Origin of the sequence: Burkholderia sp. ABCPW 111 (assembly GCF_000773065.1) — a bacterium.
Lineage (GTDB): Bacteria > Pseudomonadota > Gammaproteobacteria > Burkholderiales > Burkholderiaceae > Burkholderia > Burkholderia savannae.
Window position 1 is genome coordinate 1 of sequence record NZ_JPWT01000122.1, and the last position, 20034, is coordinate 20034.

The following is a 20034-nucleotide window of genomic DNA, read 5'->3' on the forward strand; positions in this document are numbered from 1 at the left end:
CGTCGAGGACGTCGCGAAGACGGTGCTGTTTCTGTCGGCGTTCCCGAGCGCGGCGCTCACCGGCCAGTCGTTTGTCGTCAGCCACGGCTGGTTCATGCAATGAAGCCGCGCGCCCGCACCGAAAAGCAGGCCGTCGATCCGGCGGATCTGCACAACGAAGCAAGCGTGCCGAATGCGCTCGAGCAAGAGCACGCGCACACGCACACGCCGCTCCATGATTTGCCGTACGAAACGATCGCGCTCGTGCTGCAAGGCGGCGGCGCGCTCGGCGCGTATCAAGCGGGCGTGTTCGAAGGGCTGCACGAAGCGGGCATTCCGCTCAACTGGATCGCCGGCATCTCGATCGGCGCGCTGAACACGGCGCTGATCGCGGGCAATCCGCCCGAACGGCGCGTCGAGCGGCTGCGCGAGTTCTGGAACACGATCTGCCAGCCCGCGTTCTTCCCCGCGCTGCCGGCCATGTTCGAATCCGCGCTCTTCAACAGCCACGAATACGTGCGCACGTTCTTCACCGCGAGCCAGGCGGCGAGCGCGGTCGTGCAGGGACAGCGCGGCTTCTTCGTGCCGCGCTTCCCGCCGCCGCTGCCGGGCTCGACGCATCCGCCGGAAAAGGTCAGCTATTACGACACGTCCGCGCTGCGCTCGACGCTCCTGAAGCTGTGCGACTTCGAGCGGATCAATTCGGGCGAGACGCGCGTGTCGGTCGGCGCGGTGAACGTCGGTACGGGCAACTTCATCTACTTCGACAACGCGAAGACGACGCTGCGCCCCGAGCATTTCATGGCGTCGGGCGCGCTGCCGCCCGCGTTTCCGCCCGTCGAGATCGACGGCGAGTTCTACTGGGACGGCGGCATCGTGTCGAACACGCCGCTGATGGAAGTGCTGCGCGCGTCGCCGCGACGCGACACGCTCGCGTTCCAGGTCGACCTGTGGAGCGCGCGCGGGCCGCTGCCCGAATCGATGAACGACGTGACCGAGCGCACGAAGGACGTTCAGTATTCGAGCCGCACGCGCCTCATCACCGACACGCTGCAGCGCGAGCAGCGCTTTCGCAACGTACTGCGCCGCGTGCTCGATCAGGTGCCCGAGGAAATGCGCAAGAACGATCCGTGGTGCCAGCAGGCCGAGACGCTGTCGTGCGGCAAGCGCTACAACGTTCAGCATCTGATCTATCAGCAGAAGGCGTACGAGCAGCACTACAAGGACTATCAGTTCGGCGCGTCGACGATGCGCGACCACTGGTCCGCGGGCCTCGCGGACATCCGCAAGACGCTCGCCGTGAAGAACGGCCTTGCGCTGCCGGACAACGACGCAGGCTTCGTCACGCACGACATTCACCGGATTCGGTGAGGCTCCCCGCTCGCGGCCGGCGCGCGCCGGCCGCGTCTTTCGTTTTCTTGCTCGCCGCTTCGCCATGCCGATTTTCATCGTCCTGTTCGCGCTCGCCGCCTTGATCTGGGGCGCGGTCTACACATTTCATGCGATCGCCGCGCGCTTCGGCGACGCCATGGCGATCGGCGCCGCCGTCGTCGCGATCGCCGCGATCGCGGCGGCGGTCGCGCACTGGGCCCGGCGGCGGCGCGACGTCGCGCCGAACGCGCGAGAGGACGGCTGGACCCACGTGCTGCAGCGCGCATGGGGCGATCTGCGCATATCGGCGACGAAGGGGCTGCTGTGGCTGTCGCAGGACGGCGACGCCGGCCGCTACACGCTCACCGATCTGAGCGGCTGCCGCGCGCAGACGCTCGACGGCCGCTGGTATCTCGTCGTCGCCGTGCGCGACGAGCGGCGCGCCGAGTGGAAGCTGCCGATGGACGACAAGCGCGACGCGCAGCGCTGGGCGCGCGTGCTGACGCTCGCGAAGCGGCAGCGTCTGTAACGGGCCGGCCGCGCGCGACGGCCGGCGGTCGATCGTCGCCGCACGGAGCGCGCAATCGGGGTCGAAATCCCCGTATCGACAATCCGCGGAGCGAACGCGCCCGCGCCGCCGAAAACAAGCGGATCGTCCTATCCGCCCGCCGGCACGCCTGCCACAGTAGCGGCGTCAGACTTTCGAACCGGAGTTCAGCGTGGCCGAAACCAACGCCTCCCGCACGCTCGCCTTTCGCCCGTTTACCCAGGACGACATCGACACTGCCCAGCGCCTGTCCAGTTGCTTTCAGTGGCCGCATCGCGTCGACGACTGGCGCTTCGTCGCGAAGCTCGGCAGCGGCTTCGTCGCGCAAGACGGCAGCGGCGTGATCGGCACCGCGCTCGGCTGGCGCTACGGCCGCGAGCACGCGTCGCTCGGCATGGTGATCGTCGCGCCGGACCAGCAGGGCCGCGGCATCGGCCGCGAGCTGCTCGCGCGGATCGTCGACGATCTCGGCGAGCGCACGCTGTTCCTGCACGCGACGCCCGCCGGCAAGCCGCTCTACGCGAAGTTCGGCTTCAAGCCGACCGGCATCACCGAGCAGCACCAGGGCGCCGCGTTTCATCCGCCGCTGATTTCGCTGCCGCCCGGCGAGCGCCTGCGTCCGATCGGCGTCAACGACACGGCGCGCCTCGGCGCGCTCGCATCGCGCGCGTGCGGCTACGACCGCAGCGCCGTGATCGACGCGTTGCTCGACGTCGCGAGCGGCATCGCGCTCGATCGCGACGGCGAGCTGCTCGGCTTCGCGCTGTTCCGCCGCTTCGGCCGCGGCCATGCGATCGGGCCGGTGATCGCGCCGGACACGCTGCGCGCGCAGGCGCTGATCAGCCACTGGCTCGCGCTGCACGCCGGCATGTTCGTGCGGATCGACGTGCCCGGCGACAGCGGCCTGTCCGGCTGGCTCGAAGAGCTCGGGCTGCGGCGCGTCGACTCGGTCGTCGCGATGGTGCGCGGCGCGGCGCCCGAGCGCGATCCTGCGCTGCGGCAGTTCGCGATCGTCAATCAGGCGCTCGGCTGATTGCGCTCGGCCGCGATCGCCCGCTTCATGCGATGACCTTCGTCTACAAGGCCGATCCGGCGCGCGGCGCGCAGTGGGCGCGCCTTTTCGCGGAAAAAGCGCCTGATGTCCCGTTCCGTCTGTGGCCCGACATCGGCGATCCGTCCGCCGTCCGCTATCTGGCCGCGTGGCAGCCGCCCGACGCTCCGCTGCGGCTGATGCCGAATCTCGAAGTCGTGTTCTCGGTCGGCGCGGGCGTCGATCAGTTCGATCTGTCCTGCGTGCCCGCGCACGTCCCGGTCGTGAGGATGATCGAGCCGGGGATCGTCGAGGGGATGGTCGAATACGTGATGCAGGCCGTGCTGACGATTCATCGCGACATGTTCGACTACGCGGCGCTGCAGCGCATGCAGGTGTGGCGAGCGAAGCCGGTGCGCGCCGCCGCGTCGCGGCGCGTCGGCGTGCTCGGCCTCGGCATGCTCGGGCAGGCGGTGCTCGACGCGCTGCGCCGCTTCGGCTTTCCGTGCGCGGGCTGGAGCCGCTCGCCGCGCACGCTGGAGGGCGTCGACTGCTACGCGGGCGAAACGGGGCTCGCCGCACTGCTCGCGCGCTCGGACATCCTCGTGTGCCTGCTGCCGCTCACGCCCGAAACGCGCGGGCTGCTCGACATGCCGTTGTTCGACGCGCTGCCGGACGGCGCGTCGCTGATCCACGTCGGCCGCGGCCCGCAGCTCGTCGAAGCGGCGCTCCTCGACTCGCTCTCATCGGGCAAGCTCGACAGCGTGATCGTCGACGTGACGGACCCGGAGCCGCTGCCGGCGGGACACCCTTTCTGGACGCATCCGCGCATCCGGATCACGCCGCACATCGCGAGCGCGACGCGGCCCGACACGGCGGTCGACGCGGTGCTCGCGAATCTCGCGCGGCATCGCGCGGGGGAGCCGATGGTGGGCGTCGTCGATCGCGCGCGCGGCTATTAGGCGGTTGTCGGGCGGTTGTCGGCGGATATCGGGCGGGGCCGATGAGCGCTTGCCGGGCGCGATGCGCGGCGATGGGGCTCGGCGCGTGTTCGTGCGCGCTTGCACTTGCGCTTGCACTTGCACTTGCACTTGCATGCGCAGAAGCAAAGACAAAGACACCGTACCTTCCCCATCGCGTGCGAAGCAACGCGCGCGTGCGTGACTGAAAACACCGCGTTCGAATTCGGCACCACGCATCATCAGCCAATCCGACATTCACGCGCCCCAAACGCGCACGCCGGCGCGCACGATCCACGGCGACACGCCATGCGGCCGAAACAGCCCGCGCCCGCACGCGGCGCGCCGTTCCCGAACGCACGGAATCCGCCGCGCCCGACGCAGCAGAAAATGCCGTCCCGCCCCGTCGAAACGCCGCATCCGTACGCTTGCGCGCCGCAATTGGACGCGCGCGTAAATCGTCCGATCGGTAGCATGGCCTCACACGTCCTGTTCGAACGAGAGCCTGCACCGCCATGATCATTCCATCGCTGATCGAAGCCGATCGTCGGCATCTGATCCATCCCGTCGTCAGCTACCGCGCGCACGAGGCGCGCGGCGTCACCGTGCTCGATTCCGCCGACGGCGTGTTCCTGCGCGACGCCGAAGGCAACGAACTCCTCGACGCGTTCTCCGGCCTCTGGTGCGTGAACGTCGGCTATGGCCGCGACAGCATCGTCAAGGCCGCGGCCGAGCAGATGGCGCGCCTGCCGTATGCGACCGCGTATTTCCACTTCGGCTCCGCGCCCGCGATCGAGCTCGCCGAGAAGCTGACCGCGCTCGCGCCGAAGTCGCTCGCACGCGTCTACTTCACGCTCGGCGGCTCGGACGCCGTCGATTCGGCGCTGCGCTTCATCACGCATTACTTCAACGCGACGGGCCGTCCGCAGAAGAAGCACGTGATCGCGCTCGAGCGCGGCTATCACGGCTCGTCGTCGATCGGAGCCGGGCTCACCGCGCTCGCGACGTTCCATCGCCACTTCGACGTGCCGCAGCCGACCCAGCATCACATCGAATCGCCGTACGCATACCGCCATCCGGCAGGCCACGACGATGCGGCGCTGATCGCCGCGTCGGTCGCGGCGCTCGAGGCGAAGGTCGCCGAGCTGGGGGCCGAGCGCGTCGCCGCGTTCTTCTGCGAGCCGGTGCAAGGCTCGGGCGGCGTGATCGTGCCGCCCTTCGGCTGGCTCAAGGCGATGCGCGACGCGTGCTCGCGGCTCGGCATCCTGTTCGTCGCCGACGAAGTCATCACCGGCTTCGGCCGCACCGGCCCGCTCTTCGCGTGCGAGGCCGAGGGCGTCGAGCCCGATCTGATGACGGTCGCGAAGGGGCTGACGGCGGGCTACGCGCCGATGGGCGCGGTGCTGATGTCCGACGAGATCTATCGGGGAATCGCCGACGGCGGCGCCGCCGACGCCGCGATCGGCCACGGCCACACGTATTCCGCGCACCCGGTGAGCGCGGCGATCGCGCTCGAAGTGCTGCGCCTCTATCACGAAGGCGGGCTGCTCGAAAACGGCATCGCGCATGCGCCGCGCTTCGCGCGCGAGCTCGACGCGCTGCGCGCGCATCCGCTCGTCGGCGATGCGCGTTCGCGCGGGCTGCTCGGCGCGCTCGAGCTCGTCGCCGACAAGGCGAGCAAGGCGCGCTTCGATCCGTCGCTCAATCTGCCCGAACGGATCGCGGCGGCGGCGTACCGCAACCGCGTCGTGTTCCGCGCGTTCGGCGACGGCATCCTCGGCTTCGCGCCCGCGCTCAGCTACACGGCGGACGATTTCGACTTGCTGTTCGCGCGGCTGCGCGCGACGCTCGACGAAGTGTCCGCGCAAACCGACGTGCGGCGCGCGCTCGACGCAGCGCACGCGCGAGCCGCGTGACGCGCTCCCACGTCAAGCCGGGAAGCCACGCCGGGAATCCGGAGCCCGGCGGACACGTGGGAAAACGCTGCCTTGTGGCCGCAATTTTGTGACCGTAAAGTAACCGTACGTTTACTCTTCATTCTTCCGACGCCGTGATGATGGGCGACTGCAAGCTGGACAAGATCGATCTGCGGATACTCGCGCAGCTGCAAAAGCGCGGCCGCATCACCAACGTGGAGTTGGCGGATGCGGTCGGCCTGTCGCCGAGCCCGTGCCTGATACGGGTCAAGCGCCTGGAGAAAGCGGGTTATATCGCCGGCTACGGCGCGGACATTCAGCTCGAAAAGCTCGGCGACGTGCAGATCGTGTTCACCGAAGTCACGCTCGCCGACCACCGCCGCGAGGACTTCGACCGCTTCGTCGCGGCGATCCGCAACGTCGACGAGATCGTCGAATGCCACCTCGCGAGCGGCGGGTACGACTATCTGCTGAAATTCGTCACGCGCAGCGTGAGCCACTATCAGACGATCATCGAAGGGCTGCTCGAACGGAACATCGGCATCGAAAAGTACTTCAGCTACGTGATCATCAAATCGCCGTTCGTGAAGCGGCACTATCCGCTCGAAGCGCTGTTCGCCGATCGGCATTGACGCGGCGGAACGCCCGTTTCGCGGGCGACATGGGAGAGCGGGCGGCCGGTTTCGGACGCCTTCGCGGCGGCTCCCGAAAAATCTCACCTTTAGGCAGAAAGCGCGCCGAAGCGGGCTGAAGCAGCCGTCGGCGCGCTCGCCGGACGCGCGGCGGCGGTGGTTGTCTCAAGCCGTCGGACCGAACGGCAGCGGCATTCGCATCCGCGCCGCCGCCGTTCGTCAGAACGTCACGCGCCCCTCGAGATAGAACACGCACGATCCTTCGAGCTCGACGCGCTCGCCGTTCAGCCGGCAGCGCACGTCGCCGCCGCGCGGCGACGCCTGATGCGCGCGAAACGCGGTCTTGCCGAGCCGCGCCGCCCAGTACGGCGCGAGCGCGCAATGCGCGCTGCCCGTCACCGGATCTTCCGGCACGCCCTTCGCCGGCGCGAAATAGCGGCTGACGAAATCGTAGTCGCCGCCGTCCGCGGCCGTCACGATCACGCCGCTGCGATCCAGCGCCGCAAGCGCGGCCATGTCCGGATTCAGCGCGCGCACCGCCTGCGCGCTCGCGAGCCGCGCCAGATACACGTGCGCGTTCGCATGCACGTCTTCGAGCGCGCCTGCGCCGAGCGCGTCGGCGAGCCGTGCATGTGCACGCGCGTCGCTCGGCGCGGTCGGCCGGGCGGGGAAATCCATCCGGTAGCCGTCCGGCGTGCGTTCGACGGTCAACGGCCCGCTCGCCGTGTCGAACACGACGCGCTCGCGCGCGGGCTCGACCCGCTCCATCACGACGGCGGCGCTCGCGAGCGTCGCGTGCCCGCAAAGCGGCACCTCGATGCGCGGCGTGAACCAGCGCAGCCGATAGCCGGACGCGTGCGGCACGGCGAACGCCGTTTCCGCCAGATTGTTCTCCGCCGCGATCGCCTGCATCGTCGCGTCGTCGGGAAAGCGATCGAGCAGCACGACGGCCGCGGGATTGCCCGCGAAACGGCGATTCGCGAACGCGTCGACTTGATAGATGGGCGCCGAGATCGGCCGGTCGGCCGCGCGATCGGCATGCGCGCTTGCCGTGGTCGCTGCGTTCATCGCGTTCTTCGTTCGGGTCTTGGCGATCGGTGGATCGAAGGTGAGCTCACGGCGGCGCCGACGCTCACGGCAAACCGTTGGCGCAATGCTCGGCGAAGCCCGCTCGCGCGGCGAGCCGCGCGAAATACGCGGACACCGCCGCGAAATCGGGCTTGTCGTCGAACGGCGTGCGCAGCCACCGGTTGACCGACAAGCCGATCGCAACGTCGGCGAGCGTGTAGTCGGAGCCGGCGACGTACGCGCCCGTCGCGTCGAGCCGCGCGTTCAGGATCGCCATGTGCCGCGTCCAGCTCTCGCACGACGCGCGGATCTGGCCCTGATCCCGATGGCTCGGCTCGTTGCGCACGATCGCGAAGAACGCGTAGCTCCACGCGCGGTTCAGCGCGGTCGTCTGCCAGTCGAGCCATTGATCGACGCGCGCCCGCGCGTGCGGCTCGGCCGGATACAAATGCGCGCCGCCGTACCGGTTCGCCAGATAGCGGATGATCGCGTTCGATTCCCAGAGCACGAAATCGCCGTCCACGAGCACCGGCACGAGGCCGTTCGGGTTCAGCGCGAGGAATTCGGGCGTCTGCGTCGACCGGAATCCCGCACCCCAGTCTTCGCGTTCGAACCCGAGCTGCAATTCGGCGCACGTCCACATCACCTTGCGGACGTTGATCGACGGCGCCTTGCCGAGCACTTTCAGCATCACGGACCACCTCGTTCGACGATGATTCGGACGATTGTAGAAGCGCGAGCGCGACGCCGACAGGTACGGTTCGCTGCGTATCGACCGATGCGCCTGCCCGCCGCGTGCCGGCGCTCTCGCGGCGACGCCGCGCCACCCGTCACCAGACGCGCGGCAAAAGCCGCCAGCGCACGCGTTCGCAATACGCGCGATAGCCGTCGAGGTGCACGCTCAGGTAGCGTTCCTCGTCGACGAGCCGCGCGACGACGCCCGCCGCGAGCACTGCGGCGAACGGCCAGGCCCAGGCCGACTGGGCGGCGATCGGGCTCCCGAAAAATATCACCATTGCGCCGGAATACATCGGGTGCCGGACGAAGCGATACGGGCCGGACGAGATCACCGTCTGCTCCTGCTTCACCTCGACGATGCTCGACGCGAAGCGGTTCTCGCGCAGCACGGCGAAGCAGATCGCGAAGCCCGCGATCACGAGCGCGTTGCCGAGCGCGACCGCGCCCCAATCGACGGGCGTGCGCGCGACGCGCCATTCAGCGCCCATCGCGACGACGAGCCCGACGCTCGCGACGCTGACGACGCCGAGAATGATCTTCTGGCTGAGCTCGCGCTCGGCGCGCACGCCGACGCGCATCCGGCTCTCGACGAGCGCCGGATCGCGCTTGAGGAAATAGAGGGTGAGCACGGTCGTCGAGCCGGAGAACACGAGCCAGTAGATCCAGCCCTGCCAGTAGCGCAGCGAGCCCGCCGGCGCGAAGATCAGCACGGCGAGCATCGCGACGAAACGCGCCTGCGCGCCGAGCGCGCGCTTCGACAGCGAGTCCATTGCGGGGGCCTCCTTTTGGGGCGGGGGATGTCGATGGGCGGGCCGGTGTGTTTCGTATGGTTTGCGGTTTGCGGTTTGCGTCGTCGGTCATGCGCATCCGTCGTCCAACCGTCCAGCCGTACGCCTGCGCGCCATGCGCGCAAGCATGCACCATGCGTCGTGCGTCGTGCGTCGTGCGTCGTGCGTCGTGCGTCGTGCGTCGTGCGCATACATCGTACAACGCGCTTTGATTTGCGCGTCGATGTCGCGTACGGACGAAATGGCCCGTTAGTTGCGGAACTGTCAGTGATTTCAAACCGAGCCCCGACTGTCGATCAAAAATCGGGGTTCGTTGTCCGCCGATCACTGCGCGCCGGCCGACGACGCTCGGCTCTCGCCGCATTCCACGCACGGTTGGCGGTTGGCGGTTGGCGGTTGGCGGTTGGCGGTTGGCGGTTGGCGGTTCGCGGTTCGCGGTTCGCGGTTCGCGGTTCGCGGTTCGCCGTTCGCCGTTCGCCGTTCGCCGTTCGCCGTTCGCCGTTCGCCGTTCGCCGTTCGCCGTTCGCCGTTCGCCGTTCGCCGGACGATTATCCGCCGTTCGCGCGCTCGTTCAGGTGCGCGAACGCGTCCGCGAGAAAATCCACGCACACGCGCACCTTCGCCGACGCCGCAAGCCGCGCCGGATAGACCGCCCACACGTTCGCCGGCTGGATCGCGTCGGGCAGCACGCGCTTGAGCGCGCCGCTCGCGAGCAGCGGCCCCGCTTCCCAGATCGAGCGCAGCACGATCCCGCGGCCGGCGAGCGCCCACTGCACGGCGACCTCGCCGTGATTCGTCGACAGCGCGCCGCCCACCTTCACCGTCGATGTCTCGCCTCGCACCGTGAGCCGCCATACGCCGAACGGATGATCGCGCTCCTTGATCGCGAGGCATTGATGCGCGGCGAGATCCGCGAGCTGGCGCGGCATGCCGTATCGCGCGAGATACGCAGGCGAAGCGCACAGCACCCGGTAATTCGTCGCGAGCCGCTTCGCGATCAGGTGATCGGCGATCTCGTCGCCGATCCGGATGTCGAGATCGAAGCCTTCGCCCACGACGTCGATGAGCCGGTCGAACAGATCGAGCCGCACGTTGAGCTGCGGATAGCGCTCGTTGAACTCGAGCAGTGCGGGCGCGAGCACGTGCCGGCCAAAGCCGAAGCTGCTCGAAATCCGCAGCGTGCCGCGCGGGACGCTGCGGGTCGTCGAGACGTCCTCGACGAGATGGTCGACGTCGTCGAGGATCTTCTCGGTCCATGCGTAGACGCGCTCGCCCGCCTCCGTCACCCCGACGCGGCGCGTCGAGCGGTGCAAAAGCCGCGTGCCGAGCTGCTTTTCGAGCAGCGCGACGCGCTTGCTGACATACGCCGGCGACACCGCGAGCTGCTCGGCGGCCGCGCTGAAGCTCGCGAGCCGCACGACGATGCTGAACACGCGCAGGTCGTCGAGATTCGGCGAATTATTCACGATGCGTGGAAAGTCGATTAACCGGATGGCCGATTTTAATCCTTCCAGAAATAAATAGAATGCGTAAATCGACGACGGCGCGCGTCCCGAGCGACCGCGCCCGTCACACCGCCCATGCCGCCCGCGCCCGGCCCAGCCGACGCGCGCGGCTCGACACGAGACGAGGAATCCAGCATGAACGACAAGGCGTACAAGATCGCCGTCATCCCCGGCGACGGAATCGGCGTGGAAGTGATGCCCGAAGGGCTGCGCGCGCTCGACGCGGTGAGCCGCCGCTTCGGCTTGCGCTTCGAATACCAGCCGATCGAATGGGCGAGCTGCGAGTACTACGCGAAGCACGGCCAGATGATGCCGGACGACTGGAAAACGCAACTTTCCAGCATGGACGCGCTGCTGTTCGGCGCGGTCGGATGGCCCGACACGGTGCCCGATCACGTCTCGCTGTGGGGGTCGCTGCTGAAATTCCGCCGCGAATTCGACCAGTACGTGAACCTGCGCCCCGCGCGCCTGTTCGACGGCGTGCCGTGCCCGCTCGCCGGCCGCAAGGCGGGCGACATCGATTTCATGATCGTCCGCGAGAACACGGAAGGCGAGTATTCGGCCGTCGGCGGCGTGATGTTCGAGGGCACCGACCGCGAATTCGCCGTCCAGCAGGCGGTGTTCACGCGGCTCGGCACCGAGCGCGTGATGAAGTTCGCGTTCGAGCTCGCGCGGCGCCGCGCGAAGCGGCTCACCGTCGCGACGAAGAGCAACGGCATCGCGATCAGCATGCCGTGGTGGGACGCGCGCGCCGCTGAGATGGCCGCGCACTATCCGGACATCGCGTGGGACAAGCAGCACATCGACATCCTGTGCGCCCGCTTCGTGATGCAGCCGGACCGCTTCGACGTCGTCGTCGCGTCGAATCTGTTCGGCGACATCCTGTCCGACCTCGGCCCCGCGTGCACCGGCACGATCGGCATCGCGCCGTCTGCGAACCTGAACCCGGAGCGCAACTTTCCGTCGCTGTTCGAGCCGGTGCACGGCTCCGCGCCGGACATCGCGGGCAAGCACGTCGCGAATCCGATCGCGATGATCTGGTCGGCCGCGATGATGATCGACTTCCTCGGCGAAGGCGCCGGCCGCGCCCGCGAAGCGCACGACGCGATCGTCGCCGCGATCGAGCACGTGCTGAAGCACGGCCCGCGCACGCGCGACCTGGGCGGCCAGGCGTCGACGAGCGAAGTCGGCGACGCGATCGTCGCGCACCTGCTCGGCTGATCGCCTTCGATCGCCGCGCGCCGTTTCAACCGCATCGTTTCGTCAGGATTCGCACCATGCCGCTCACGCTGTCCCGCACCGAACTCCTCCGCACCGGCAACCTGATCGACGGCGAATGGCGCCCCGCCGCGTCGGGCAGCCGCTATGCCGTGTCCGATCCGGCCGCGCTCGACGTGATCTCCGAAGCCGCCGACAGCGGCGCCGACGACGCGCGGGCCGCCACCGACGCCGCCGCCCGCGCGCTGCCCGCGTGGCGCGCGACGCCCGCGCGCGAACGCGCCGCGATCCTGCGCGCGTGGCACGCGGCGATCGTCTGGCACACCGAAGACCTCGCGCGCCTGATGTCGCGCGAGCAAGGCAAGCCGCTCGCCGAGGCGCTCGGCGAAGTCGCGTACGGCGCGTCGTACGTGCAGTGGTTCGCCGAGGAAGCGACGCGAGCGTACGGCGACGTCATCCCGCAGCAGCACCACGGCAAGCGGATGAGCGTGGTGAAGGAGCCGATCGGCATCGTCGCGGCGATCACGCCGTGGAACTTTCCGCTCGCGATGATCGCGCGCAAGATCGCGCCGGCGCTCGCGGCGGGCTGCACGGTCGTCGCGAAGCCGGCGGAGGACACGCCGCTCACCGCGCTCGCGCTCGCGTTCCTCGCGATGGAAGCCGGCGTGCCGCCCGGCGTGCTGAACATGATCTCGGCGTCGCGCGAGCGCGGCGTCGAAGCGGTCGGCGACTGGCTCGCCGATTCGCGCGTGCGCAAGATCACGTTCACCGGCTCGACGCCCGTCGGCAAGTTCCTCGCGCGCGAATCGGCGGCGACGCTGAAGAAGCTGTCGCTCGAACTCGGCGGCAACGCGCCGTTCATCGTGTTCGACGACGCCGATCTCGACGCGGCCGTCGGCGGCCTGATGGCCGCGAAATTCCGCAACGGCGGGCAGACCTGCGTGTGTCCGAATCGCGTGTACGTGCAGGAAGGCGTGTACGACGCGTTCGCGGCGCGCGTCGCCGAGCGGGTGGGCGCGCTGCGCGTCGCGCCGGCGACCGATTCCGCCGCGCAGATCGGCCCGATGATCAACGCGCGCGCGGTCGACAAGATCGCGCGCCACGTCGACGACGCGGTGACGCGCGGCGCGCGCGTGCTGACGGGCGGCCGGCGTCTCGCCGAGATCGGCCCGCACTTCTATGCGCCGACCGTGCTCGCCGACGCCGCGCCCGGCATGCAGCTTTGCGGCGAGGAGACGTTCGGACCGGTAGTTGCGTTGTTCCGATTCTCGACCGAAGACGAAGCCATCGCCGCAGCGAACGACACGCCGTACGGCCTCGCCGCCTACTTCTACACGCAGAACGTGCGGCGGATCGCGCGCGTGTCGTCGCGGCTCGAGGCCGGCGTCGTCGGTGTCAACGAAGGTGCGCTCGCGAGCGAGGCCGCGCCGTTCGGCGGCGTCAAGGAATCGGGCTACGGCCGCGAAGGATCGCGCTACGGGCTCGACGACTATCTCGCGATCAAGTATCTGTGCGAAGGCAATCTCGATTGACGCCTTTCACGATGAAACGTGCGCGCGCACGCATGAAATCGCTCACCGAACGGCGCCGTATGCGCGGCGCCGGCCAGGTTCGCGATCGCGCGCGCACGTGATCCGCCGCGACATTTTCATCGACTCCCGAAAAAGCTCACCATGACCGAATCGGCTCCCGTATTTCCTCACTATTCGATCGAGGTCGACTTTCCGAACCTCGATGCGCATCGTGCCGGCAACGCCGGCGTCGACTACGTGCATCGCTTCGATTCGGGCGCGCCCGGCCCGCACGTGATGATCAATGCGCTCACGCACGGCAACGAAGTGTGCGGCGCGATCGTCGTGGATGCGTTGTTGAAGATGAGGTTGCGGCCGCGCCGCGGCGTGCTGACGCTGTCGTTCGCGAACGTCGCCGCGTACGAGCGCTTCGATGCGGACAAGCCCGACGCTGCGCGCTTCGTCGATCAGGATTTCAATCGCGTATGGACGCCCGCGGTGCTGGACGATCCGTCGAAGCGCTCGGTCGAGCTCGATCGCGCGCGCGCAATGCGGCCGTTCGTCGACGAAGCCGACTGGCTGCTCGACCTGCATTCGATGCACGAACGCAGCGCGCCGCTGATCGTCGCCGGGCCGCTCGACAAGGGCACCGCGCTCGCGCTGCGGATCGGCGCGCCGGCAACGGTGATTCGCGACGAAGGCCATCCGGAAGGCAAGCGGATGCGCGATTACGGCGGCTTCGGCGATCCGGCGAGCGCGAAAAATGCGCTCCTCATCGAATGCGGTCAGCACTGGGAGGCGCGAGCGGCGGCCGTCGCGCGCGACAGCACCGCGCGCTTTCTGGTCGCCTCGGGCATCGTCGACGGACAGGATCTGCCCGTCGACTGGTTCCTGCCGCTGGCAAAGACGATGCGAGTCGTGCAGGTGACGGAACCCGTCGTCGCGACGAGCCACGACTTTCGTTTCGCCGATGCATACACCGGCCTCGAGCATTTCGCGAAAGCGGGCGAAGTGATCGGCTGGTCGAACGGCGAGCCCGTCACGACGCCGTATCCGGACTGCGTGCTCGTGATGCCGTCGCTGCGCCAGTTGCGCCCGGGCGTGACGGTCGTTCGGCTCGGCCATCTGGAGCGCGAGGTGCCGCAGCGAGGATGATGCGAACGGCACCGGGCGCCGCCGTTCGGGGCGCCGCCGAAGCGGCGCCCGATCGCATTCGACGCTCGCGACAGGCGGTCGTCGCGCTATGCTTAGCGTTTGGCGTTTGGCGTTTGGCGTTTGGCGCTTGGCGTTCAGCGCTCTACGCGCGGCGTCCAAACATCGCACGACGCAACGCCCCGACGCATCGCAACCACCCGCGCTACCCATGACGAATCGCGCGACGCTTCGGCAACGCACGCCGCTCGATGGCGGCGCGACGTCGCGCGCCGCGCGCCGTCGCTCAAAGCACGAGGTCCGACAAGCCCGGATGATCGTCGGGCCGGCGGCCGAGCGGCCAATGGAACAGGCGATCCGATTCGCGAATCGGCATGTCGTTGATGCAAGCGTGGCGATGCGCCATCAGCCCGTTCTCGTCGAATTCCCAGTTTTCGTTGCCGTACGAGCGGAACCAGTTGCCCGCGTCGTCGCGCCATTCGTACGCGAAGCGCACCGCGATCCGGTTGCCCGTGAACGCCCACAATTCCTTGATCAGCCGATAGTCGAGCTCGCGCGTCCACTTGCGGCGCAGCAGCGCGACGATCTCCGCGCGGCCCGTGGCGAACTCCGCGCGGTTGCGCCACTTGCTCTGCGGCGTATAGGCGAGCGACACGCGCTCGGGGTCGCGCGTGTTCCAGCCATCTTCAGCAGCCCGAACTTTTTGAATCGCGGTTTCGCGCGTGAACGGCGGAACGGGCGGGCGGATTTCGGTTGAATCGGACATCGTGTTCTCCAGATTGAGGACGTGAAAGGGCCTGCCCGGCTCGCCGACGGACGGCGGGCAGGTCGAGGTACGGCTATTCGAGTGAAGGAAAAGGGGGAGCGTCAGCCGGACCGGCTCGGCAACGTCGCGTCGAGCAGCAGCTCCGCCGCCGCGCGCGCGTCGCGCGCCGCCGATGCATCGCCGCTCACGAGCGCGACGCCGATCGCGCCGTCGATCAGCACGAGCCACTGGCGCGCGAGCCGCGCGACGTGCCGGCGATCCGCGCCGGCCTCGGCCGCATGCGCGTCGAGCTGCTCGCGCACGAACGCGCGCAGGCGCTCCTTGTGCTCGCGCGCGACGACACGCACCGGATCGTCCGGATGCTCGATCTCGCCCGCCGCGTTCAGGAACGCGCAGCCATGAAAATCCGCCTGCTCGAACCATTCGCGCAGCACGTCGAACATGCCGACGAGCCGCGCGCGCGGCGTCTTGCCGCGTTTTTCCGTCGCGTCGACGAACCACGTCATCCAGCGTTCGTCACGACGTTCGAGCGCGGCGGCGACGAGCGCCTCCTTCGATTCGAAGTGCGTATAGAAGCTCTTGCGCGCGGCGCCCGACAGCTTGACGATCGCGTCGACGCCCGTCGCATGAATGCCGCCCGCGTAGATCAGCGTCTCGGCCGCGTCGAGCAAGCGCTCGCGCGCGCCGGCTGCGGCGGGGGAAAGGTCAGGTTTCGTGTTCATGCGTTTACGGTAGAACGATCATTCTCCTTTGTCAACCTCGAATCGATGCGCTATCGTCTTTCGACGCGTTCGACAAACGAGGTTCGGATGAAACCGGCGAGATGGGCGGGATGGATCGCATGCGCGGTTGCGCTCGCGGGCGCGACGGCGAGCTGCACGCCGCTGCGGGTCGTCACGCACAGCGTGTCGACGGCGGAAGCCGCCGTTCCGGCCGGCCGCTACACGCTCGATCCGCACCACTGGAGCATCGTGTTCGACGTCGACCATTTCAAGTATTCGCGCTTCACGATGCGTTTCGATCGCGCGAGCGCGCAGCTCGACTGGCGCGCGGGCGGGCTTGCCGACAGCGGCGTGACGGCGTCGATCGACGCGGCAAGCATCGACACCAACGTGCCGCTGCTCGACAAGCTCGTCGCGGGCGCCGACGCGCTCGACGCCGCCCGCTATCCGCAGATCCGTTTCGACGGCGCGCACTTCACGCGCACGAGCGCGACGCAAGGCACGTTGGCCGGCAACCTGACGATCCGCGGCGCGACGCGCCCCGTCACGCTCGCCGTCACGTTCAATGGCTACGGCCGCAATCCGTTGACGAAGCAGGACACGCTCGGCTTTTCCGCGAGCGGCACGTTCAGCCGCGCGCAATTCGGCGTGACGAGCTGGTTTCCGGCCGTCGGCGACGACGTGCGCGTGCGCATCGAGGCGGAATTCGTCAAGGAAGGCGTAGCGCCGGCGCAATGACGCGCCGATGACGTACCCTCTCGCGGCGCTCACGATCCGCGACGATCCTCGATCCTCATGCACCGCGACTCACGTCGCCGTCACGAAAATTTTTTACGACATTTTTTCTTGAAAGGCGCGCTCGCGCCTCCCTACACTTCGGGCAACCGTCGAGGTTTGGGAGGTGTCATGCAACAGCAACGAGCGAAGAACGAACGAGCAATGCATTTCGCATGCGCGAAGCGCGTGGAAGGCCGTGTCGTGCTGAGGCGTTTCGATCCGGCGCACGACTCGTACGAAGAGCTGACCGCGCTGCTGCATCGCGCATTCGCGCGGCTCGGCCAAATGGGACTCAATTGCCCTTGCGTCGATCAGCCGGCCGCCGTCACGCGGCAGCGCGCGCTCGCGGGCGAGTGCTTCGTCGCCGTCTGCAACGGCCACCTGGTCGCGACGATGACGCTTCATACGCGCGATTTGTCGTCGCCGTGCGAGCTCTATCGCCGCGCCAACGTCGCGACGCTGCGCCAGTTCGGCGTCGATCCGGTGTGGCAAGGGCGCGGCATCGGCTGCTCGATGCTCGCGTTCGCCGCGCATTGGGCGGCCGCGCGCGGCTATCGGCGCCTCGCGCTCGATACGCCGCAACCCGCCGCGCATCTCGTCGAGTTCTATACGCGTCAAGGATTCCGAATCGTCGACGTCATGCATTTTTCCGGCAAAGGCTACGACAGCGCGATCCTCAGCAAGTCGACGGACGCATCGCCTTCGTATGGATGGAAAATGCGCGAACTGCCGCTGATACCGACGCCAACGCCGACACCGCTCGGTCGCGTCGCATGAGCGCCGACGACGAAACGCACCGGCGCGACCGCACGCACGATTCGGGCGATTCTGGCGATCCGAACGCGCGCAAGCCGGCCAACGTGCGAGCCGCGATGCGCGCGCGCGGGCTCGCCAAGGTCGTGTGCATCACGATCGCGGTGAGCCAGGTGTTGACGACGGCATTCGCCGGCCTCGCTCACGCATTCGGCCACGACGTCGAACCCGGCCCGCTGCTGCTCTTCAATTTCGTCACGTGCGCGCTCGTCAGTTTCTGGCTGCAATCCGATGCGCAGCGCGCCTATCTCGATGCACGAGCAAGCGGGCGCCTGCGCAAGGCCCCGACCGTCGATACGCTGCCCGACGTTCCGACCGGTTGCCCGAAACGTTGGCTAGTCATCCTGAACATTGAATTGAATCCGCATTTGCTCGACGAAGCGAAATAGAGCACGTGCGCATGGCGTGAAATCGCGGAGCGTCGCTTGGAAATATTGATGCGATGTTTACTCCCGCCACCCGAGTCTTTCGATCGATTTGACACGTGCCGCGCTGTAATGGAGACATGAAGCGCGGCCGAACCGACTGCCGAAGCGGGAGAATCGATGGACAAGCACGCGTATCTGCAAATCAGCCTTTTCGTCATCGTGCTGACGCTGCTCGTCAAGCCGCTCGGGCGCTACATCGCCCGCGTCGCAAACGGCGATCCGCCTTGGCCGATGCGAATGCTGCGGCCCGTCGAGCGATGGACGTATCGCGCGGCGGGCGTCGATCCCGAACAGGGGATGAGCTGGAAAACTTACGCGGTCGCGTTGCTGTCGTTCAGCGTGCTCGGCACGATCGCGCTCTACGCGTTGCAGCGTCTCCAGCACAGGCTGCCGCTCAATCCGCAGGCCCTGCCGGCCGTCGGTGCGGATTCGGCATTCAACACGGCCGTCAGCTTCGTCACCAACACAAGCTGGCAGGGCTACGCAGGCGAAACGACGCTCAGCTATCTGAGCCAGATGGGCGGCATCGCCGTGCAGAGTTTCCTGTCGGCCGCCGCGGGCATCGCCGTCCTGTTCGCGCTGATCCGCGCGCTCGCGACGCGCGGCACCGGCTCCGTCGGCAATCTATGGGCCGACCTCACGCGCGCGACGCTGTACATCCTGATTCCGTTGTCCGTGCTGTTCGCCGCCGCGTTCATCGCGCAAGGCACGATCCAGAACTTCTCCGCCTATCGCGCCGTTCACATCGCGCAAAGCGTCACCTGGCAGCAGCCCGCGCTCGACGCCAGCGGCACGCCGTTGCGCAGCGCCGCCGGCCAACCGGTCGTGCGCACGATCACGAGCCGCGAGCAGCTTCTGCCGATGGGGCCCGTCGCGTCGCAGGAATCGATCAAGCTGTTGAGCGGCGACGGCGGCGGCTTCTTCAACGCGAACTCCGCGCATCCGTTCGAGAATCCCACGCCCTTCAGCAACTTCCTGCAAATGCTCGCGCTGCTGCTGCTTCCGGCCGCGCTTTGCTACACGTTCGGCGCGATGGTCGGCGACACGCGGCAGGGCTGGGCGATCTATGCGGCGATGCTCGCGATGTTCGTCGCCTGCGCCGCGGCAACGATGCGCGCGGAGCAGGCGGGCAGCGCGACGCTCACGGCGCCCGGCATCGACTCGCGCGCTTCCGTAGCGATGCCGGGCGGCAACATGGAAGGCAAGGAGACGCGCTTCGGGATCGCGTCGTCCGCGCTCTACGCGGCGATCGCGACGGCGAGCGGCGACGGCGCCGTCGACGCGATGCACGATTCGCTGACGCCGATCGGCGGACTCGTGCCGATGGCGTTGATGCAGACGGGCGAAGTGGTGTTCGGCGGCCCCGGCTCGGGACTCTTCGGCATGCTGGTGCATGCGATGCTCGCCGTGTTCATCGCGGGATTGATGATCGGCCGCGCGCCCAAATATCTCGGCAAGAAGATCGATCCGCACGACATGAAGCTCGTCTCGATCGCGATCCTCGCGACACCGATCGTCGTGCTCGTCGGCACGGCCGTATCGGTGCTGCTGCCGGACGGCGTCGCCGGCATCGCGAACCCCGGCGCGCACGGCTTCAGCGAGATCCTCTACGCGTTCACGTCGGCCGCGAACAACAACGGCAGCGCGTTCGCCGGCCTCGCCGCGAACACGCCGTACTACAACACGGCGCTCGCGGCGGCGATGTGGCTCGGCCGCTTCGCGACGATCGTGCCGGTGCTCGCGCTCGCGGGCTCGCTCGCGCCGAAGGTGCGGCGCGCGGCCGGCCCCGGCACGCTGCCAACGCATGGCCCGCTCTTCGTCGTCCTGCTGATCGGAACGGTCTTGCTGATGACGTTGCTCACGTATCTGCCGGCGCTTGCGCTCGGGCCGATCGTCGAGCAGGTGACGATGGGCGCCGCGCATTGAATGCCGCGCGAGGCTCGACATGCCGCCTCGCGCGGTTTTCGGATCATCGTTCGCAGTCCGTAGCGCGGCGTGACTCGTGGCTCGTGACTCGTGGCTCGTGACTCGTGACTCGTGACTCGTGACTCGTGACTCGTGACTCGTGACTCGTGACTCGTGACTCGTGACTCGTGACTCGTGACTCGTGACTC

The 20034-nt window shown here is 68.2% G+C and carries 19 protein-coding genes and 1 pseudogene; 14 read left to right on the forward strand and 6 right to left on the reverse strand.

The features are described 5' to 3' along the window. From X946_RS34705 to X946_RS27460, 7 genes and pseudogenes are all read left to right on the forward strand, one after another. Positions 1-103 (forward strand): annotated as a pseudogene (locus tag X946_RS34705) (3-hydroxybutyrate dehydrogenase); the annotation flags it as partial. Then, the gene (locus X946_RS27435) at positions 100-1350 is read left to right on the forward strand and encodes a DUF3734 domain-containing protein (protein WP_038754578.1); all 1251 of its coding nucleotides are present in this window, start codon (positions 100-102) and stop codon (positions 1348-1350) included. The pseudogene X946_RS34705 and the gene X946_RS27435, both read left to right, overlap by 4 nt. 64 nt (positions 1351-1414) lie before the next feature. Continuing rightward, positions 1415-1879, forward strand: a complete 465-nt coding sequence (locus X946_RS27440) for a hypothetical protein (RefSeq protein ID WP_038754581.1) — start codon at positions 1415-1417, stop codon at positions 1877-1879. A 190-nt stretch (positions 1880-2069) separates the two neighbouring features. Continuing rightward, on the forward strand, positions 2070-2930 hold the full coding sequence (locus tag X946_RS27445) for a GNAT family N-acetyltransferase (protein ID WP_038754585.1): 861 nt from the start codon (positions 2070-2072) through the stop codon (positions 2928-2930). Between the two features lie 32 nt (positions 2931-2962). Next, the gene (locus X946_RS27450; protein WP_038754587.1) at positions 2963-3889 is read left to right on the forward strand and encodes a 2-hydroxyacid dehydrogenase; all 927 of its coding nucleotides are present in this window, start codon (positions 2963-2965) and stop codon (positions 3887-3889) included. A 512-nt stretch (positions 3890-4401) separates the two neighbouring features. Continuing rightward, positions 4402-5802 carry an aminotransferase class III-fold pyridoxal phosphate-dependent enzyme gene (locus tag X946_RS27455; RefSeq protein ID WP_038754590.1) on the forward strand — a complete coding sequence of 467 codons (1401 nt, stop codon included), beginning with the start codon at positions 4402-4404 and terminating at the stop codon, positions 5800-5802. A gap of 137 nt (positions 5803-5939) precedes the next feature. Beyond that, a complete protein-coding gene (locus X946_RS27460; RefSeq protein ID WP_442854599.1) occupies positions 5940-6434 on the forward strand; it encodes an Lrp/AsnC family transcriptional regulator in 495 nt (164 codons plus the stop codon). A gap of 219 nt (positions 6435-6653) precedes the next feature. Here the strand turns inward: X946_RS27460 and X946_RS27465 are convergent, their stop codons facing one another. From X946_RS27465 to X946_RS27480, 4 genes are all read right to left on the reverse strand, one after another. After that, the gene (locus X946_RS27465; protein WP_081990079.1) at positions 6654-7502 is read right to left on the reverse strand and encodes a PhzF family phenazine biosynthesis protein; all 849 of its coding nucleotides are present in this window, start codon (positions 7500-7502) and stop codon (positions 6654-6656) included. Between the two features lie 64 nt (positions 7503-7566). After that, positions 7567-8193 carry a glutathione S-transferase family protein gene (locus tag X946_RS27470; protein WP_038754593.1) on the reverse strand — a complete coding sequence of 209 codons (627 nt, stop codon included), beginning with the start codon at positions 8191-8193 and terminating at the stop codon, positions 7567-7569. 139 nt (positions 8194-8332) lie between these two features. Then, complete coding sequence (locus X946_RS27475) at positions 8333-9010, reverse strand: methyltransferase family protein (protein WP_038754596.1); 678 nt, start codon at positions 9008-9010, stop codon at positions 8333-8335. 566 nt (positions 9011-9576) lie between these two features. Beyond that, positions 9577-10494, reverse strand: coding sequence for a LysR substrate-binding domain-containing protein (locus tag X946_RS27480; protein ID WP_038754599.1), 918 nt, complete (start codon positions 10492-10494; stop codon positions 9577-9579). A gap of 114 nt (positions 10495-10608) precedes the next feature. Here X946_RS27480 and X946_RS27485 point away from each other — a divergent pair, with 114 nt between their 5' ends. The 3 genes from X946_RS27485 (at position 10609) to X946_RS27495 (ending at position 14417) form a co-directional block, all read left to right on the forward strand. Then, on the forward strand, positions 10609-11754 hold the full coding sequence (locus tag X946_RS27485; RefSeq protein WP_269434505.1) for a tartrate dehydrogenase: 1146 nt from the start codon (positions 10609-10611) through the stop codon (positions 11752-11754). Positions 11755-11810: 56 nt separating this feature from the next. After that, positions 11811-13283: an NAD-dependent succinate-semialdehyde dehydrogenase gene (locus X946_RS27490; protein WP_038754606.1), complete on the forward strand. Its 1473-nt coding sequence runs from the start codon at positions 11811-11813 to the stop codon at positions 13281-13283. Positions 13284-13424: 141 nt separating this feature from the next. Further along, complete coding sequence (locus tag X946_RS27495; protein ID WP_038754609.1) at positions 13425-14417, forward strand: M14 family metallopeptidase; 993 nt, start codon at positions 13425-13427, stop codon at positions 14415-14417. Positions 14418-14700: 283 nt separating this feature from the next. Here the strand turns inward: X946_RS27495 and X946_RS27500 are convergent, their stop codons facing one another. Together X946_RS27500 and X946_RS27505 are read right to left on the reverse strand one after the other, a co-directional pair. After that, positions 14701-15180 carry a nuclear transport factor 2 family protein gene (locus tag X946_RS27500; RefSeq protein WP_038754611.1) on the reverse strand — a complete coding sequence of 160 codons (480 nt, stop codon included), beginning with the start codon at positions 15178-15180 and terminating at the stop codon, positions 14701-14703. Positions 15181-15281: 101 nt separating this feature from the next. Beyond that, the gene (locus X946_RS27505; protein WP_038754614.1) at positions 15282-15902 is read right to left on the reverse strand and encodes a TetR/AcrR family transcriptional regulator; all 621 of its coding nucleotides are present in this window, start codon (positions 15900-15902) and stop codon (positions 15282-15284) included. Between the two features lie 87 nt (positions 15903-15989). On the opposite strand from X946_RS27505, the gene X946_RS27510 reads away from it, so the two are divergent. From X946_RS27510 to kdpA, 4 genes are all read left to right on the forward strand, one after another. Continuing rightward, positions 15990-16640: a YceI family protein gene (locus X946_RS27510; RefSeq protein WP_038754617.1), complete on the forward strand. Its 651-nt coding sequence runs from the start codon at positions 15990-15992 to the stop codon at positions 16638-16640. A gap of 168 nt (positions 16641-16808) precedes the next feature. After that, positions 16809-17456 (forward strand): GNAT family N-acetyltransferase, encoded by a 648-nt coding sequence (locus X946_RS27515; RefSeq protein ID WP_081990080.1) that lies wholly within the window; start codon positions 16809-16811, stop codon positions 17454-17456. After that, positions 17453-17881: a hypothetical protein gene (locus X946_RS27520; RefSeq protein WP_038754622.1), complete on the forward strand. Its 429-nt coding sequence runs from the start codon at positions 17453-17455 to the stop codon at positions 17879-17881. The genes X946_RS27515 and X946_RS27520 overlap by 4 nt, the downstream gene beginning before the upstream one ends. A 156-nt stretch (positions 17882-18037) precedes the next feature. Next, positions 18038-19846 carry a potassium-transporting ATPase subunit KdpA gene (gene kdpA / locus X946_RS27525; RefSeq protein WP_038754624.1) on the forward strand — a complete coding sequence of 603 codons (1809 nt, stop codon included), beginning with the start codon at positions 18038-18040 and terminating at the stop codon, positions 19844-19846. Positions 19847-20034: the final 188 nt, after the last annotated feature.

Excerpts from the sequence above, each read along its gene's own strand:
- X946_RS27435 (WP_038754578.1), top strand. The coding sequence starts at position 100 with ATGAAGCCGCGCGCCCGCACCGAAAAGCAGGCCGTCGATCCGGCGGAT.
- X946_RS27440 (WP_038754581.1), top strand. The coding sequence starts at position 1,415 with ATGCCGATTTTCATCGTCCTGTTCGCGCTCGCCGCCTTGATCTGGGGC.
- X946_RS27450 (WP_038754587.1), top strand. The coding sequence starts at position 2,963 with ATGACCTTCGTCTACAAGGCCGATCCGGCGCGCGGCGCGCAGTGGGCG.
- X946_RS27455 (WP_038754590.1), top strand. The coding sequence starts at position 4,402 with ATGATCATTCCATCGCTGATCGAAGCCGATCGTCGGCATCTGATCCAT.
- X946_RS27460 (WP_442854599.1), top strand. The coding sequence starts at position 5,940 with ATGATGGGCGACTGCAAGCTGGACAAGATCGATCTGCGGATACTCGCG.
- X946_RS27465 (WP_081990079.1), bottom strand. The coding sequence starts at position 7,502 with ATGAACGCAGCGACCACGGCAAGCGCGCATGCCGATCGCGCGGCCGAC.
- X946_RS27470 (WP_038754593.1), bottom strand. The coding sequence starts at position 8,193 with ATGCTGAAAGTGCTCGGCAAGGCGCCGTCGATCAACGTCCGCAAGGTG.
- X946_RS27475 (WP_038754596.1), bottom strand. The coding sequence starts at position 9,010 with ATGGACTCGCTGTCGAAGCGCGCGCTCGGCGCGCAGGCGCGTTTCGTC.
- X946_RS27485 (WP_269434505.1), top strand. The coding sequence starts at position 10,609 with ATGCCGCCCGCGCCCGGCCCAGCCGACGCGCGCGGCTCGACACGAGAC.
- X946_RS27490 (WP_038754606.1), top strand. The coding sequence starts at position 11,811 with ATGCCGCTCACGCTGTCCCGCACCGAACTCCTCCGCACCGGCAACCTG.
- X946_RS27495 (WP_038754609.1), top strand. The coding sequence starts at position 13,425 with ATGACCGAATCGGCTCCCGTATTTCCTCACTATTCGATCGAGGTCGAC.
- X946_RS27500 (WP_038754611.1), bottom strand. The coding sequence starts at position 15,180 with ATGTCCGATTCAACCGAAATCCGCCCGCCCGTTCCGCCGTTCACGCGC.
- X946_RS27505 (WP_038754614.1), bottom strand. The coding sequence starts at position 15,902 with ATGAACACGAAACCTGACCTTTCCCCCGCCGCAGCCGGCGCGCGCGAG.
- X946_RS27510 (WP_038754617.1), top strand. The coding sequence starts at position 15,990 with ATGAAACCGGCGAGATGGGCGGGATGGATCGCATGCGCGGTTGCGCTC.
- X946_RS27515 (WP_081990080.1), top strand. The coding sequence starts at position 16,809 with ATGCAACAGCAACGAGCGAAGAACGAACGAGCAATGCATTTCGCATGC.
- X946_RS27520 (WP_038754622.1), top strand. The coding sequence starts at position 17,453 with ATGAGCGCCGACGACGAAACGCACCGGCGCGACCGCACGCACGATTCG.
- kdpA (WP_038754624.1), top strand. The coding sequence starts at position 18,038 with ATGGACAAGCACGCGTATCTGCAAATCAGCCTTTTCGTCATCGTGCTG.